This window comes from Microbacterium sp. JB110 (genome assembly GCF_003335195.1).
In the GTDB taxonomy this organism is placed as follows: Bacteria; Actinomycetota; Actinomycetes; order Actinomycetales; family Microbacteriaceae; genus Microbacterium.
Genome location: NZ_QPGM01000002.1, coordinates 446,714 through 460,940, shown reverse-complemented (window position 1 = coordinate 460,940; position 14,227 = coordinate 446,714). Strand labels below are relative to the sequence as shown.

Here is a 14,227-nt window from a genome sequence, read left to right as displayed (position 1 = left end):
GGAGGGAGCCGGGTGAGCCCTTCCCGCACAGAGCCGGTCACGACTTCGCCAGCGCGGCGCGCTCGCGGTCCGTGACGCGGCGGTGCAGAGCGTCGGCCAGCCCGGAGTGCCGCTGCAGCGCCGGGTCTTCTGCGATGATCGTCTCCGCAAGCTCGCGCGCTCTCATGATGAGACGCACGTCTTTGACGACTCGGAGCAGTTTCAACGAGCTGCGCACACCGGACTGGTTCGATCCGAGCACATCGCCTTCGCCGCGCAGTTCGACGTCCTTCTCCGCCAGTTCGAATCCATCGAGAGTCCCCGCGACAGCTTCGACGCGCCTTCTCGCATCGGTGTTCTCCTCCGCCTCGGTGACGAGCAGACACAGGCCGGGCACCGACCCGCGCCCGACCCGACCGCGCAGCTGGTGCAGCTGCGAGACACCGAATCGGTCGGCTTCTACGATGATCATCGTCGAGGCGTTCGGCACGTCGACGCCGACTTCGATGACGGTCGTGGCCACGAGGATGTCGATGTCGCCGCGGGAGAACGCCTGCATCGTGGTGTCCTTCTCCTCCGACGACATCTTCCCGTGCAGGATCGCGATGCGCAGCCCTCGGATGTCCGGATGCGTCGCGATCGTCTGCGCCAGCTGCACGACGCCCCACTTCGGCCCCTTGCGCTCGCCACCCTCCGGCTCCGGGGCGTCGTCGGCGAAGCCGTCCGGATCCTCCTCGACCGCCTTCCCGCTGTCGTCGACGTCGATCGCCGAGCACACCGCGAACACCTGGTAGCCCTTGCGCACTTCTTCCGCGGCCCGCTCCCACACGCGCGGCCACCATCCCGGGTGTTCGGCGACCGGCGCGGCGAACGTCTGGATGCCCGCGCGGCCCGCAGGCATCGTGCGGATCGTCGACACGTCGAGATCGCCGAAGACGGTCATCGCGACCGTGCGCGGAATGGGCGTCGCGGTGAGCACCAGCATGTGCGGTGTGCGGCCCTTCGCGCGCAGCGCCTCCCTCTGCTCCACTCCGAAGCGATGCTGTTCGTCGACCACGACGAGGCCGAGGTCGGCGAACGTCGTCTTGTCACTCAGCAGTGCGTGCGTGCCCACCACGACGCGTGCCTGACCGCTCGCGACGCGCAGCGCCGCCCTGCGACGCTCGGCCGCGCCCATCTGCCCGGTGAGCAGCGTCGGCATCAGCTCCGTCTGAAGCTCCGGCCCGAGCATCCTCGCAATCGAGCGCAGGTGCTGGGCGGCGAGGACCTCTGTGGGGGCGATCAGCGCGGCCTGCCCTCCCGATTCGGCGACCTGCAACATGGCGCGCAGCGCCACCAGCGTCTTCCCCGAGCCGACCTCGCCCTGCACGAGTCGGTTCATGGGGTGCTCCTCGACGAGCTCCGCCGCGATCTCATCGCCGACCGTCAGCTGATCCGGCGTGCGTTCGAACGGCAGCGCCTGATCGAAGCGCTCGAGGAGCCCTCCCGGCACCGCCCGCCTGGACGTGCCTTCCATCTCGTGCACGGCCTGCCTCTGCTGCGCCAGCGCGATCTGCAGCACCAGTGCCTCGTGCATCCGGAGCGTGTGCTTCGCTTGGTCCGTCTCGTCGATGACGCTGGGGCGGTGGATCAATTCGAGGGCTGTGCGATACGGCAGCAGCTTCTCGCGTTCACGCAGCTCGTCGGAGAACGGGTCGGCGACGTCTCCGAGGCCGTCGAGCACGGGCCCGATCACGCGGGCGATGTCCCACGACGGTTCCTTCGACGTCGCCGGGTAGATCGCCATCGGCGTGCGCGACCACTCTTCGGCGTCGGAGCCGGGGTCTTCGTCATCGAACAGCTCGTACTCGGGGTGCGAGAGCTGCATCGTTCGCTGGAAGTAGCCGACCTTGCCGGAGAACATGCCGCGGCGGCCCGGCGTGAGTTCGCGCTGCCGCCACACCTGACCGAAGAACGTGAGCTTCGCCTCGCCGCGACCGTCGCTGATGGACACCTCGACGATGCTGCCGCGACGATTGCGCATCGGACGCACCGAAACCGCGCGCACCTCAGCGACGATCGTGACCGTCTCGCCTTCGACCAGGCCCGTGATCGGGGTGAGCTCGCCTCGCATCTGGTAGCGCCGCGGGTAGTGGGTGATGAGGTCGCCGACCGTGAGCATGTCGAACGCGCGCTTCAGAGACGCCGCCCTTTTCTCCGGCAGCGCCTCCGCCAGCGGAGTGTCCAGCGTATACGGCATGCACCGAGTCTATTTCCCGGCACGGACATCGCCTCGACACGCGCTCCGGTCGCAGGGCGAAGCCCGCGCATCGGATCAGCCGTGGGCGAGCAGATTCGCATGAGGCACGCAGGGAGGATGGAAGACTGTACGACGTGACGAGGATCATCGCGGGGCTCGCCGGCGGCATCCGGCTCGACGTGCCCGACGCCGGAACGCGGCCGACAAGCGAGCGCGTGCGCGAGTCGCTGTTCGGTGCTCTGGAGCCCACGGGCATGCTCGACGGCACCGCAGTGCTGGATCTGTACACCGGCTCCGGCGCGCTCGGTCTGGAGTCGCTCAGCCGCGGGGCCGCCAGCGCCGATCTCGTGGAACGCGCACCCAAGGCGGCGGCCACAGCACGCCGCAACGCGGAGCGCGTCGCCAAGGCCACAGGGCGCGCGGCTCTCGTGCATGCGTCGGCGACGCACGCCTTTCTGCGCCAGTGCGCGTCACGTTTCGATCTCGTGCTCCTCGACCCGCCCTACGACCTCGCCGACACCGCTCTCACGGAGGACCTGAGACTGCTCGCACCGCTCCTCGTCGACGACGCGCTGGTCATCGTCGAGCGCGCCACGCGATCCGGAGCTCCGGATTGGGCCGCTGCCGGCCTGAGCGCGCTGCGCGAGAAGGCCTTCGGCGACACGTCGCTGTACTGGGGAGAGCCTCCGCAGTAGCGCCCCTCGCGAAACGCGCACCTTTGGTCCGAGACGGGCACATGTTGTGCGCATCTCGGCAGCTTCGTCGCGGACGGACGCCGCCCGAACAACAGGGGGTCGCTAGCCCGACTGCGCGTCCCAGTCCGTGTACGGGTCCCAGCCTCGGCGGCCGCGGAATGGCTCGCCGTCGAGCATCACCTCACCCGCTCCCGTCGTCACGCGGCCGATGGCACGGAACCCTGGGGGCAGCGCATCATCGGGGAACGCGGTCAGCAGCGCGTGGTCCTCTCCCCCGGTCATCGCGGCATGCACGTCGGAGCCGAGAGCGGAGGAGTCGAAGGAGATCGCGACGCCGGATGCGCGTGCCATCCGGGAGGCGTCGAGGGCGAGGCCATCCGAGACGTCCATCATCGCGGTCGCCCCGGATCGGGCGGCGACGGTGCCGAGACCCAGCGGCGGTGCCGGGCGCAGCTGTGCGTCGAGCAGCGTCCGCTCGCCGGCGCGGAGGCGGTCCGGATCAACGGGGATCGGCTCGCCGGCCTCGTCTCGGAACCGGTCGAACAGGATGGCGAGCCCGAGGCCGCTGCGTCCGAGCTCCCCTGCCACGGCCACGACGTCACCAGGCGCTGCGCCGGAGCGGAGCACGGGCTCGCGACCCTCGAGGTCGCCGATAGCGGTCACCGCGATTGTGAGCGTGTTCGACACGGTCAGATCGCCGCCGACGACGGCGCATCCGGGTGCCAGCGCATCGCACGCGTCGCGGAGGCCGTCCGCGAGCTGCTCGACGAGCTCGATGGCCGTGTCGTTCGGCATCGCCAGCGCCACCAGCAGCGCAGCGGGCTGCGCCCCCATCGCGGCGACGTCGGCGAGGTTCACGGCCGCGGCCTTCCAGCCGAGGTCGTACCCGCTCGACCACGCCAGGCGGAAGTCAGGGCCGTGCACGAGGGTGTCGGTGGTCGCCACAGTGTCGCCGGATATCCGCAGCACCGCTGCGTCGTCGCCCGGCCCGACGACCGCAGACGTCGACCGCCCGGTTCGCCGAACGATCCGCGCCAGGATCTCACCCTCGCTGAGTTCGCCCACAGTCACGCTCACTCCACGAGCCTAGTACGACAGCTCCGGCGACGAGGTGCCCCTCCTCGCCCACACGCCTGCTCAGTCAGCCCAGCATGGCTCAGCTCCCCTCCACGCAGTACGGAGCCGGTAGAACGTCGGAGAATGCGCAGAAGCTCGGGGGCCGCCCCAGAGCTCCCGAGAGACTGCTGGTCCTCCTGGCTTCTGCGGCGGCGCACGACGCGCAGCGCCGCAGGCGGGCGCTGTCTCAGACAACTCCGACCGACAGCGGCATACGCTGGAGCGGTGATCCGCCGAGCCTTCGCTGCCGTTCTCGTCGCCGTCTGCGCGGCGACGGCGCTCGCCGGATGCGCACACACTGTGGCCCTCGAGCCCCAGCCCCAGGCGAACGACCCCCTGTGCGCCGAGGTCTCCGTGCGGCTTCCCGACTCGATCGGCGACCAGTCGCGGCGTTGGACGGATGCGCAGGCCACGGCCGCGTGGGGCGATGATTCGGGAACATCTGTCATCTTCGCGTGCGGCAAGGAACCGCCGGCGCCGTCGACACTGCAGTGCGTGACGATCGGCGGAGTCGACTGGATCGTCGACGAATCCGAGCAGCCGAACCTGCTGATGACGACCTACGGCCGATCCCCCGCGGCGGAGATCTACGTCGACACCACCAAGGTCTCCAGCAACGAAGCCCTTGAGGCCGTCACCACCTCGGCGCAGCAGCTCCCCAGCACAGGCGAATGCACCACGGCCGACGAGGCGACGAAGATCCCGGAAGATGCCCCCACCACTTCCGGCGGAGACGACTGACACATCCCAGTAGGCGCACCACCCGGTCGCCCATGCCCGAGTGCACCCATCGCAAGGCGGACCAGCGAAGAGCACCGACAGCGCCCTGACCGACGACAACGCCCCGACAGGCGCACCACCGGTCGCCCGTGCCTGAGTGCGTCTATCGCAAGGCGGAGGAGGAAAGGGCACCGAATGTGCCCTGACCGACGACAACGCCGCGAGAGGCGTGCTCAGGCGCGGGCGAGGGAGTGTCTGAGAATTCTCGGCGTAACGAGTCCCCACCGCCCCTCCAGGCGCTGCTTCGCATCGCGCGGAGCCTCTCGGGCGGCGTGGGCCCGGGGCGATGTGTGCCGGATCGCTAGGCCGAGGAGGGAGGCGATGCGGAGCCATCGTCGACCGACGAGAACGCCGCGAGCCGATGCGCAGCACCCAGCGCAGTAGCCGCGAATTGTCAGGCGCGACCCAGGCCCAGCTCGATGAGTTCGGTGATGAGCTGGGCATAGCTCACGCCGGATGCGATCCAGCACTTGGGGTACATCGAGATCGGGGTGAAGCCGGGCATCGTGTTCGGCTCGTTCACGATGACGTCGCCTGCGTCGGTGAGGAACACATCGACGCGGGCGAGGCCGCGGCACTCCAGCGCCTCGAACACCCGCGCTCCGAAGGCACGGATGGTCGCCGTCTGCTCCTCGGTCAGCACCGCGGGGCACACGACCTCCGCGCCGTCGCCACCGAGGTACTTGCCCTCGAAGTCGTAGAACTCGCGAGTGGTGAGGACGATCTCGCCCGGCAATGACACACGCGGCTCGGCACCGTCTCTCCCCTCGAGCACGGCCACCTCGATCTCACGGCCGACGATCGCGGTCTCGATGAGCACCTTGTCGTCCTCCGCGAGTGCAACGCGCATCGCCTCTGCCAGCTCATCCGGCCCGTGTGCCTTCGAGACGCCGACGCTCGAGCCGGCGCGGGCCGGCTTGACGAACAGCGGGTAGCCGAGCGCGTCCGCCTCGGCGCGCACTGTCGCCTCGCCGTGCTCCCACCGGCGTCTGCGCACCGTCAGCCACGGCGTGACGGGAATGCCTGCGGCCTGCAGCACCACCTTGGTGACGTCCTTGTCCATGGCGATCGCGGAATCGATCACGCCGCCACCGGCGTACGGAATCTCGAGCGTGTCGAAGAAGCCCTGGATCGTGCCGTCCTCACCGTGCACGCCGTGCAGAATCGGCAGCACGACGTCGACAGTGCCGAGCGATGTCACCGTGCCGTCCTCGAGCAGCGCCCGCAGTTCGCGACCCGATCCCGGCAGGGGCCAGAGCACGCGGGTGCCGTTGTCGACGACTTCTGGAAGCTTCTCCGCGTCGAGCGCGAATCGCGCCGGATCGTCCTGCTCGAGCACGAAGATGCCCTCACGCGTGATCCCGACGGGGATCACGTTGAACTTCTCGCGGTCAATGGCCCCGAGAACTCCCCCCGCCGTTGCGGAAGAGATCGAGTGTTCGCTGGAACGCCCTCCGAAGAGCACCGCCACGGTCGTGCTGGCCATCTTGAGTCCCTTCGCCCTGAGGGGCGTCATCGTCGGTCGTAAGGTACGGAGCAATGTGCGCCGGTTCCATGATGCCGTCGAGCACCATCTTCACCTGACTGGCGATGGGCATGTCAACGCCCTTCGCCTTGGCGAGCTTCAGAATCGGTCCCACCGATCCCAGCCCTTCCGCCGTCTGTTCCATATGCGCCACGACATCCTGCAGGGTGTACCCCTGTCCGAGGAGGCGCCCCGCCGTGTTGTTGCGACTCAACGGCGACTGACACGTCGCGATGAGGTCGCCGAGGCCCGCCAGTCCTTGCAGCGTGCCGGGCTGCGCGCCGTACGCCACGGCGAAGTCGGTCATCTCCACGAGACCGCGCGTGATGATCGACGCTTTGGTGTTCTCGCCGTAGCCGACTCCGTCGACGATGCCGATCGCCAGCGCGACCAGGTTCTTCAGCACACCGCCGAACTCCGTGCCGATCACGTCCGTGTTCACGAACGTGCCGAAGTAGCGGTTCGATGCCGTGCTGGCGATGCGGGCCGCCGTCTCCTCACTGGCGGACGAGACCACGGCGGCCGTCGGCTGTTCCCTGGCGATCTCGAGCGCGAGGTTCGGCCCGCTCGCAACGGCGATCCGGGCAGGGTCGCAGCCCAGCGTCTCCTCGATCACCTGACTCATGCGCAGCCCCGTGCGCTTCTCGACGCCCTTCATCAGGCTGACGACGGGCGCTTCAGAGCCCCGGATGATCGGACGCAGCTGCTTCAGCGCCTCGCGCGCCGTCCCGCTCGGCACCGAGACATAGATCTCATCGGCATCGGCGACGGCCCGAGCGAGATCGCTGGTCGCCCGGATGCTGCGCGGCAGGTTGACACCGGAGAGGTACTGGGAGTTGCGCTTGGCCTCGTCGATCTCGTGCGCGAGCTCCGGTCGGCGCGCCCACATCGTGACCTGGGCCCCACCGTCGGCGAGGATCTTGCCGAACGTGGTCCCCCAGCTGCCTGCGCCCAGCACGGCAGCACGAGTGGTCACATCCGCCCCGTTTCGTTCTGCCCGTGCTTCGTCGGGTCCCAGCGTTCTTCTGGCGGCGTCTCGCCCCTCAGCTCAGCCAGCAGCCCGGTGATGGCACCCATGACACGATCGGTCGCCTCTTCGATCGCGGCGCGCTCCGCCTTGGGGTCGCGCTCGCCACTGGGCTGCAGGTCGGAGAGGTCGACCGGATCGCCGACGAGGACCGTGACGCGGCGGCGCGGCGGGAAGAGGCGCAGCTTGCCGTAGCGCGGCATGAACTGCTGTTCCCCCCAGTGCGCGACCGGAACGACGGGGAGCCCTCCCGCCATGGCGATCCGGACCGCGCCGGATTTGCCGCGCATCGGCCACAGGTCGGGGTCGCGCGTGAGCGTGCCCTCGGGGTAGACGATAACGCCCGTGGCGTTCTTGACCAGGATCTCCGCGTGTTTCAACGCCTCGGTGCCACGCCCTCCTCGGGCGACGGGAATCATCTTCGTCGCTCGCATGGCCGCGCCGAGAACGGGGATCCGGAACAAGCTCTCCTTGGCGAGGAAGCGCGGAGCCCGCCCGAGCCGCCACGTCGCCACGGCGACCGTGAGCGGGTCGATCTCGCTGTGATGGTTGGGCGCCAGCACATACGCGCCCTCTCGCGGCAGCTTCTCGCCGCCTCGGATCTCGATCTTCGCGATCCAGCCGACCAGCGGCACGACGAGCGCGGCGAGCAGCCAGAAGATGCTCGGACGCGATTTCTCGCGGGATGCGCGGAGGGCGCGTGCCATGCGTCAGCCCACGACGTCGAAGTCGGCGCCCAGTGCAGTCAGCTTGTCGAGGAACTTCTCGTAGCCGCGGCTGATCAGCTTGATGCCCGTCACACGCGATGTGCCCTGCGCTGCCAGTGCCGCGATGACATGGCTGTAGCCTCCGCGCAGGTCGGGAACGACCATGTCGATGCCCTTCAGCGGCGTCGGGCCGTTGATCACGGCCGCCTGTTCGAGAGGACGGCGGGCGACGCGGCGCTCAGGGGAGTCGAGTCCGTCCTTGTGCACGACGATGTCTGCACCCATGCGCACGAGCGCATCGGTGAAGCCGAAGCGGTTCTCGTACACGGTCTCGTGCACGACGGACGTGCCCTCAGCCTGGGTCAGCGCGACGATGAGCGGCTGCTGCCAGTCGGTCATGAAGCCGGGGTGCACGTCGGTCTCGACCATGGCGGCCTTGAGCGGGGTCTCCCCCCGTCGGAAGGTGATGCCGTCGTCGGTGATGTCGAAGTCGCCACCGACCTTTCGGAAGACGTTGAGGAATGTCAGCAGCTCGTACTGACGGGCGCCCTTGACAAAGATCTCGCCATCGGTGACGAGCGCGGCGCAGGCCCACGACACGGCCTCGTTGCGGTCGAAGAGGCTGCGGTGGTCGTAGCCGGTGAGCTCCTCGACGCCCTCGATGAAGATGACGCGATTCGGCTCGTACGAGATGATGGCGCCCATCTTCTGCAGCACGCCGATGAGGTCCATGATCTCGGGCTCGATCGCGGCGCCGCGCAGCTCAGTCACACCCTTCGCCTTCACGGCCGTGAGCAGCACCTGCTCCGTGGCTCCGACGCTCGGGTACGGCAGCTCGATGCTGGCGCCGTGCAGGCCGTCCGGTGCGGACAGGCGGATGCCGTTGGGCTGCTTGTCGACGACCGCGCCGAAGTTGCGCAGGGCATCGAGATGGAAGTCGATCGGGCGGTCACCGATCCGGCATCCGCCGAGATCCGGGATGAACGCCTGGCCGAGCAGGTGCAGCAGCGGCCCGCAGAACAGGATCGGAATGCGGCTCGAGCCCGAGTGCGCGTCGATCTCCTCGAACCCGGCGGACTCGGCCCCGACGGGGTCGAGCACGAGGGAGGCTTCCTCTTCGCCGTCGGTGACGCTGACGCCGTGCACCTCGAGAAGGGAGCGCACGACCTCGACGTCGCGGATCGAAGGAACGTCGCGAAGCGTGCTGGGTGTTCCTCCGAGGAGGGAGGCGACCATGGCCTTCGTCGCCAGGTTCTTCGCCCCGCGGACATCGACCTGGCCGCGCAGGGGTTGCCCGCCGCGGATCTCGATGGTGTCGACGGATCGGTTCTGGAGGGTCGTGCCCGTGGTACCCAGAAGCGTCATTTAGTGGCCTCACTTCGTCACGACGGCGGTGAACCGCCGATAGGAGCCGGCTGCCCCCTACAGTCGGAGCGATTGCGCTCCCCGGCTCACTGGACCGGCAAGGTCCGTGGCCGCCACGATTCGCGGCGGGCCTCGAACTGCTCGATGGCGTCCGCCTCACGCAGGGTGAGGCCGATGTCGTCGAGCCCTTCGAGGAGCCTCCACCTAGTGTAATCGTCGATCTCGAAGCCGGCCGTGAAGTCGCCGAGTGTCACGCTGCGCTCCTCCAGGCTCACCGTGACCCGGGTACCTGGGTTCTCATCGATCCTGCGCCAGAGCTCTTCTTTGGTCTCCTCGGAGATCACGCCGGCGATGAGCCCCTGTTTGCCGGAGTTCCCGCGGAAGATGTCGGCGAACTTCGGCGACAGCACGACCTTGAAGCCGAAATCGCGCAGCGCCCATACGGCGTGCTCCCGGCTCGAGCCCGTGCCGAAATCGTTGCCGGCGACGAGCACCGACGCGCCCTGGAAAGCGGGCTGGTTCAGCACGAAGTCCTGGTCCTGCCGCCAGCTGTAGAACAGCGCGTCGTCGAAGCCCGTCTTGGTGACGCGCTTGAGGAACACCGCGGGGATGATCTGGTCGGTGTCGACGTTCGACCGCTTCAACGGTGCGGCGATGCCGGTGTGGGTGGTGAAAGCTTCCATCGTCTTAGGCCTCCGCTCCGCTCAGCGCGGGTTCGTGCACCGGTTCGAGGTCGGACGGGCTCGACAGCGTGCCGCGCACGGCCGTCGCGCCTGCCACCAGTGGCGAGACGAGATGCGTGCGCCCGCCCTTGCCCTGACGCCCCTCGAAGTTGCGGTTGCTGGTAGACGCGCTGCGCTCGCCGGGCGCCAGCTGGTCGGGGTTCATTCCCAGGCACATCGAGCATCCGGCGAAGCGCCATTCGCCGCCGAAGTCGGTGACGATCTTGTCGATCCCCTCCGCCTCCGCCTCCAGGCGCACCCTCGCCGATCCGGGCACGACCATGACGCGCACCCCTTCGGCCTTGGTGTGCCCCGCGATCACCGACGCGAACGCGCGCAGATCTTCGATGCGGCTGTTCGTGCACGACCCCATGAACACCGTGTCGACAGCGACGTCCTTCATCGGTGTGCCTGGCACCAGGTCCATGTACTCGATCGCCCGTCGCGCGGCCGAGCGCGCTGACTCATCCTCGAACGTCTCTGGGTCGGGAACGGCCTCGCTCAGCGCCACGCCCTGACCGGGGTTCGTGCCCCAGGTCACGAACGGCTCCAGGTCGTTCGCGTCGATGAAGACCTCGGCGTCGAAGGCCGCGCCCTCGTCGGTCGGCAGCGTCTTCCAATACTCGACGGCGCGGTCCCACTCGTCGCCCTTCGGCGCGTGCGCACGGCCCTCGACATACGCGAACGTCGTCTCATCCGGTGCGACCATGCCGGCTCTGGCGCCCGCTTCGATCGACATGTTGCAGATCGTCATGCGGCCTTCCATCGACAGCGACCGGATGGCGCTGCCGCGGAACTCGAGCACGTAGCCCTGGCCGCCGCCCGTACCGATCTTCGCGATCACGGCGAGGATGATGTCCTTGGCCGTGACGCCGGGGCGCAGCTCGCCCTCGACGTTGATCGCCATGGTCTTGAACGCCTTCAGCGGCAGCGTCTGCGTCGCCAGCACATGCTCGACCTCGCTGGTGCCGATGCCGAATGCCATCGAGCCGAACGCGCCGTGCGTCGACGTGTGGCTGTCACCGCAGACGACCGTGCTGCCAGGCACGGTCAGCCCCAGCTGCGGGCCGACGACGTGCACGATGCCCTGTTCCGCGTCGCCCAGCGAGTGCAGCCGGATGCCGAACTCCTCCGCATTCCTGCGCAGCGTGTCGATCTGGGTGCGGCTGGTGACGTCGGCGATCGGCTTGTCGATGTCGATCGTCGGGGTGTTGTGGTCCTCCGTCGCGATCGTCAGATCGGGGCGGCGCACAGGACGGCCCTCGGCGCGCAGTCCGTCGAAGGCCTGCGGGCTGGTGACCTCGTGCATGATGTGCAGGTCGATGTAGATGAGGTCAGGCTGCCCGCCCTCACCCTTCGACACGAGGTGGTCGGCCCACACCTTCTCTGCAAGAGTGCGCGGGTTGTCGGGAATCGACGGAATCGATGTATCAGCGGTCATCGCGTGCTAGTCCTAAAGTCTCGTCAGGTGAGCGGGCGTGAGAAGACTCCGCGACGAGATGGCCCTAGAACGTCGACCCGTCGCGGCGACTAAGAAGAAGCATCGCTCGCACCGCTCCAGGATAGCACTCTGCCGCCCGCACTCGTTCTGCGGGCGCAGAGTGCCAGGTCGGCGCCCGGCCGCTGGCCCGCCTGCTTGGCAGAATCGCGCAGGCGGACCGCGAGCTCATCGGGATGCCGTCACCCGGACCGAGCGGTCAGCGGTCAGCGTTCTCGACGGCCGTCCGCTTGGAGTCGCGCGCGTTGGCGACCAGGCTCAGGACCGTGGCGACCACCATCGACGTGATGATGACGCCCAGCGAGACCCAGTTGTTGATGTCGGGTGCCCATTCGATGTGTTCGCCGCCGTTGATGAACGGCAGCTCGTTCTCGTGCATCGCGTGCAGGATGAGCTTGACGCCGATGAAGCCCAGGATGAAGGCGACGCCGTAGTGCAGGTAGCGCAGCTTGTCGAGCATGTCGCCCATCAGGAAGAACAGCTGGCGCAGCCCCATCAGAGCGAACAGGTTCGCCGTGAACACGATGAAGGTGTTGGTGGTGATCGACAGGATCGCCGGGACGGAGTCGATCGCGAACATCAGGTCGGTCATGCCGATCGCGACGAACACGATGAGCATCGGCGTCCAGACCTTCTTGCCGTCCTTCACCGTGCGCAGCTTCGATCCGTCGTACTCGTCGCTGACGCTCATGAAGCGGCGCAGCACCCGCAGGATGAAGTTCTCCGCGTTCGCATCGTCCTGATGCGAGCTGGGCAGCGACTGCCTGATGGCCGTGTAGATGAGGAACACGCCGAACAGGTAGAAGATCGGGCTGAGCGCGTTGGCCGCAGCCCCCAGCACCACGATGAAGATCGCACGCAGGATCAGCGCGATGATGATGCCCACCATCAGAACTTCCTGCTGATGGCGCCGGGGCACGGAGAACTGCGTCATCAGCAGGACGAAGACGAAGAGGTTGTCGATCGACAGGCTGTACTCCATCGCCCAGCCGATGACGAAGTCGCGCGATGCCTCGCCTCCCGCGACGAACAGCAGCACGAGGGCGAACAGAAGCGCCAGCGACACGTAGAAGGTGACCCACAGCGCCGATTCCTTCGTGGAGGGGATGTGCGGGCGCTTCAGGATCAGAGCGAGATCACCGAGCAGGATGAGAGTGAGAACGACGAGAGAGGTGATCTCGAACCAGACAGGGATGTCCAACAAGGGCTGTGCCTTTCGGATGATGGGTTGACCAGGATCCGAAAGTCTCTCCCCCGCCGAAGCGGTGCGCACCCGGAGCCCATGACCGGGCACGTGATGACGAGCGCGCGCTTGCGGGATACTCCCTCTCGCTCCCCTATTCTAGCGTGAGTGCTGGGCTGCTTCGTTCAGGTGCGCCGCGCTGTCGGCCGACTCCCATGCGGGCGGCGTCCTCTCTCACCGGCGCGGAACGCCGCTGCTCGGCGCGTCAGGCGCGCAGCGGCGAACGGCGCCCTGACGGCCGCGACGCGTGCGGAGCGATGATGTCGAGCACCTGCGCCAGCGTCGACATCCACAGCAGCAGGAGCCCGATGACGACGCTCTCCAGCGCGGTCACCGACAGCGTGTGGAACGCGAAGGTGAGCAGGGTCGCCGCAGCGGAGAGTGCGACCAGTCCGACCGTGGCGAAGCGCAGCAGCGGCGGCCGTTTCGGAACGGCTCGACTCGTGACGATCGCCGCGACCACCACAAGTGCCAGGGCGGCGAAGGCGGCGATCGCGTGCGGCAGCGGTGCACGATCGACGGGCAGCATGCCGACAGCGGCCAGCGCGGCGCCGCAGCCCGTCCACGCCGCGACCACGACGGCGATCCGGTTCAGCGGCCCGTCACCGAGCAGCCGGTGCAGGTCTCGGCCGATGTATGAGCCGACCGTCGCGACGAGAAGGCCGGCGACCACGAGGGTGCCGTTGAACGCCCAGGCCCCGCCGCCGATGCCCAGTCGCGAGAAGCTGCGCTCCCACCAGGCAGGGTCGGTTGCCGTCATCATGGCGAACAGCGTGCCGACGATGAGGAAGGCGAACAGCAGCGCCGCGAGGTCACGTGTGCGCAGATCGATGCCAGCACGGAAGGCGAGATGTCCACCGACCGATGCCGCGGCGCCCGTGAGCACGCCCCCACCGAGCGCCGACAGCTCGATTCCCTGCAGACCGACGGCGAGCACTTCTCCCGCGAGCAGTACGCCGAGCGCCGTCACGCCGACCACCGCCGCAGCAACCGCCACCGTCGACACATGGGAGACGGCTGTCTGCCACCGCGGCATGGACGCCGTCTCATCCCGGCGATGAGTGACCGCGCTGATGACGAAGGCGACGCCGGCCACCACCCCGGAGACGAAGGCCGCGGAAAGCATCACCGACCCGTCGCCCACCAGCGGTCGGTCCACACCCCAGAGCGCTGCGACGCCGCCCGCGGTCCCGATCGCGAAGCACGCCGCGGTCATCCAGAGTGCCTTCGTGAGCGCACGCAGCTTCCGCTCGATCCGGTCCACCACTCCATCGAAGCATGTGCCGACCGGCTCGGGGACCACCCGGACGAAACAAAGGAGCCCGGTTCCG

General features: G+C 68.3%; 12 protein-coding genes. 2 read left to right on the top strand and 10 right to left on the bottom strand.

The genetic code is table 11. The annotated features are described in order from the left end of the window. Positions 1-37: 37 nt before the first annotated feature. A complete protein-coding gene (locus CIK77_RS05695; protein ID WP_087054682.1) occupies positions 38-2,218 on the bottom strand; it encodes an ATP-dependent DNA helicase RecG in 2,181 nt (726 codons plus the stop codon). A gap of 134 nt (positions 2,219-2,352) precedes the next feature. On the opposite strand from CIK77_RS05695, the gene CIK77_RS05690 reads away from it, so the two are divergent. Continuing rightward, the gene (locus CIK77_RS05690) at positions 2,353-2,913 is read left to right on the top strand and encodes an RsmD family RNA methyltransferase (protein ID WP_087054681.1); all 561 of its coding nucleotides are present in this window, start codon (positions 2,353-2,355) and stop codon (positions 2,911-2,913) included. Between the two features lie 102 nt (positions 2,914-3,015). Here CIK77_RS05690 and thiL read toward each other — a convergent pair whose 3' ends face one another. After that, positions 3,016-3,990: a thiamine-phosphate kinase gene (thiL, locus tag CIK77_RS05685; RefSeq protein WP_087054680.1), complete on the bottom strand. Its 975-nt coding sequence runs from the start codon at positions 3,988-3,990 to the stop codon at positions 3,016-3,018. Positions 3,991-4,254: 264 nt separating this feature from the next. On the opposite strand from thiL, the gene CIK77_RS05680 reads away from it, so the two are divergent. Next, positions 4,255-4,770 carry a DUF3515 family protein gene (locus CIK77_RS05680; RefSeq protein WP_249268558.1) on the top strand — a complete coding sequence of 172 codons (516 nt, stop codon included), beginning with the start codon at positions 4,255-4,257 and terminating at the stop codon, positions 4,768-4,770. Between the two features lie 433 nt (positions 4,771-5,203). On the opposite strand, the gene CIK77_RS05675 is transcribed toward CIK77_RS05680, so the two are convergent. The 8 genes from CIK77_RS05675 to CIK77_RS05640 form a co-directional block, all read right to left on the bottom strand. Continuing rightward, positions 5,204-6,295 (bottom strand): D-alanine--D-alanine ligase family protein, encoded by a 1,092-nt coding sequence (locus tag CIK77_RS05675; RefSeq protein ID WP_087054678.1) that lies wholly within the window; start codon positions 6,293-6,295, stop codon positions 5,204-5,206. Continuing rightward, positions 6,201-7,310, bottom strand: a complete 1,110-nt coding sequence (locus CIK77_RS05670; protein WP_249268557.1) for an NAD(P)H-dependent glycerol-3-phosphate dehydrogenase — start codon at positions 7,308-7,310, stop codon at positions 6,201-6,203. The genes CIK77_RS05675 and CIK77_RS05670 overlap by 95 nt, the downstream gene beginning before the upstream one ends. Continuing rightward, positions 7,307-8,068, bottom strand: coding sequence for a lysophospholipid acyltransferase family protein (locus CIK77_RS05665; protein WP_087054677.1), 762 nt, complete (start codon positions 8,066-8,068; stop codon positions 7,307-7,309). Before CIK77_RS05665 ends, CIK77_RS05670 begins: the two co-directional genes overlap by 4 nt. Positions 8,069-8,071: 3 nt before the next feature. Continuing rightward, entirely contained in the window at positions 8,072-9,433 is a 1,362-nt protein-coding gene (gene murA / locus CIK77_RS05660) for a UDP-N-acetylglucosamine 1-carboxyvinyltransferase (protein ID WP_087054676.1), read from the bottom strand. 86 nt (positions 9,434-9,519) lie between these two features. Beyond that, positions 9,520-10,116, bottom strand: a complete 597-nt coding sequence (gene leuD, locus CIK77_RS05655; RefSeq protein ID WP_087054675.1) for a 3-isopropylmalate dehydratase small subunit — start codon at positions 10,114-10,116, stop codon at positions 9,520-9,522. Positions 10,117-10,120: 4 nt separating this feature from the next. Beyond that, complete coding sequence (gene leuC / locus CIK77_RS05650) at positions 10,121-11,596, bottom strand: 3-isopropylmalate dehydratase large subunit (RefSeq protein WP_087054674.1); 1,476 nt, start codon at positions 11,594-11,596, stop codon at positions 10,121-10,123. A gap of 256 nt (positions 11,597-11,852) precedes the next feature. After that, positions 11,853-12,854, bottom strand: coding sequence for a TerC/Alx family metal homeostasis membrane protein (locus tag CIK77_RS05645; protein ID WP_087054673.1), 1,002 nt, complete (start codon positions 12,852-12,854; stop codon positions 11,853-11,855). Positions 12,855-13,101: 247 nt separating this feature from the next. After that, complete coding sequence (locus CIK77_RS05640) at positions 13,102-14,160, bottom strand: DUF998 domain-containing protein (RefSeq protein WP_249268556.1); 1,059 nt, start codon at positions 14,158-14,160, stop codon at positions 13,102-13,104. Positions 14,161-14,227 lie beyond the last annotated feature (67 nt).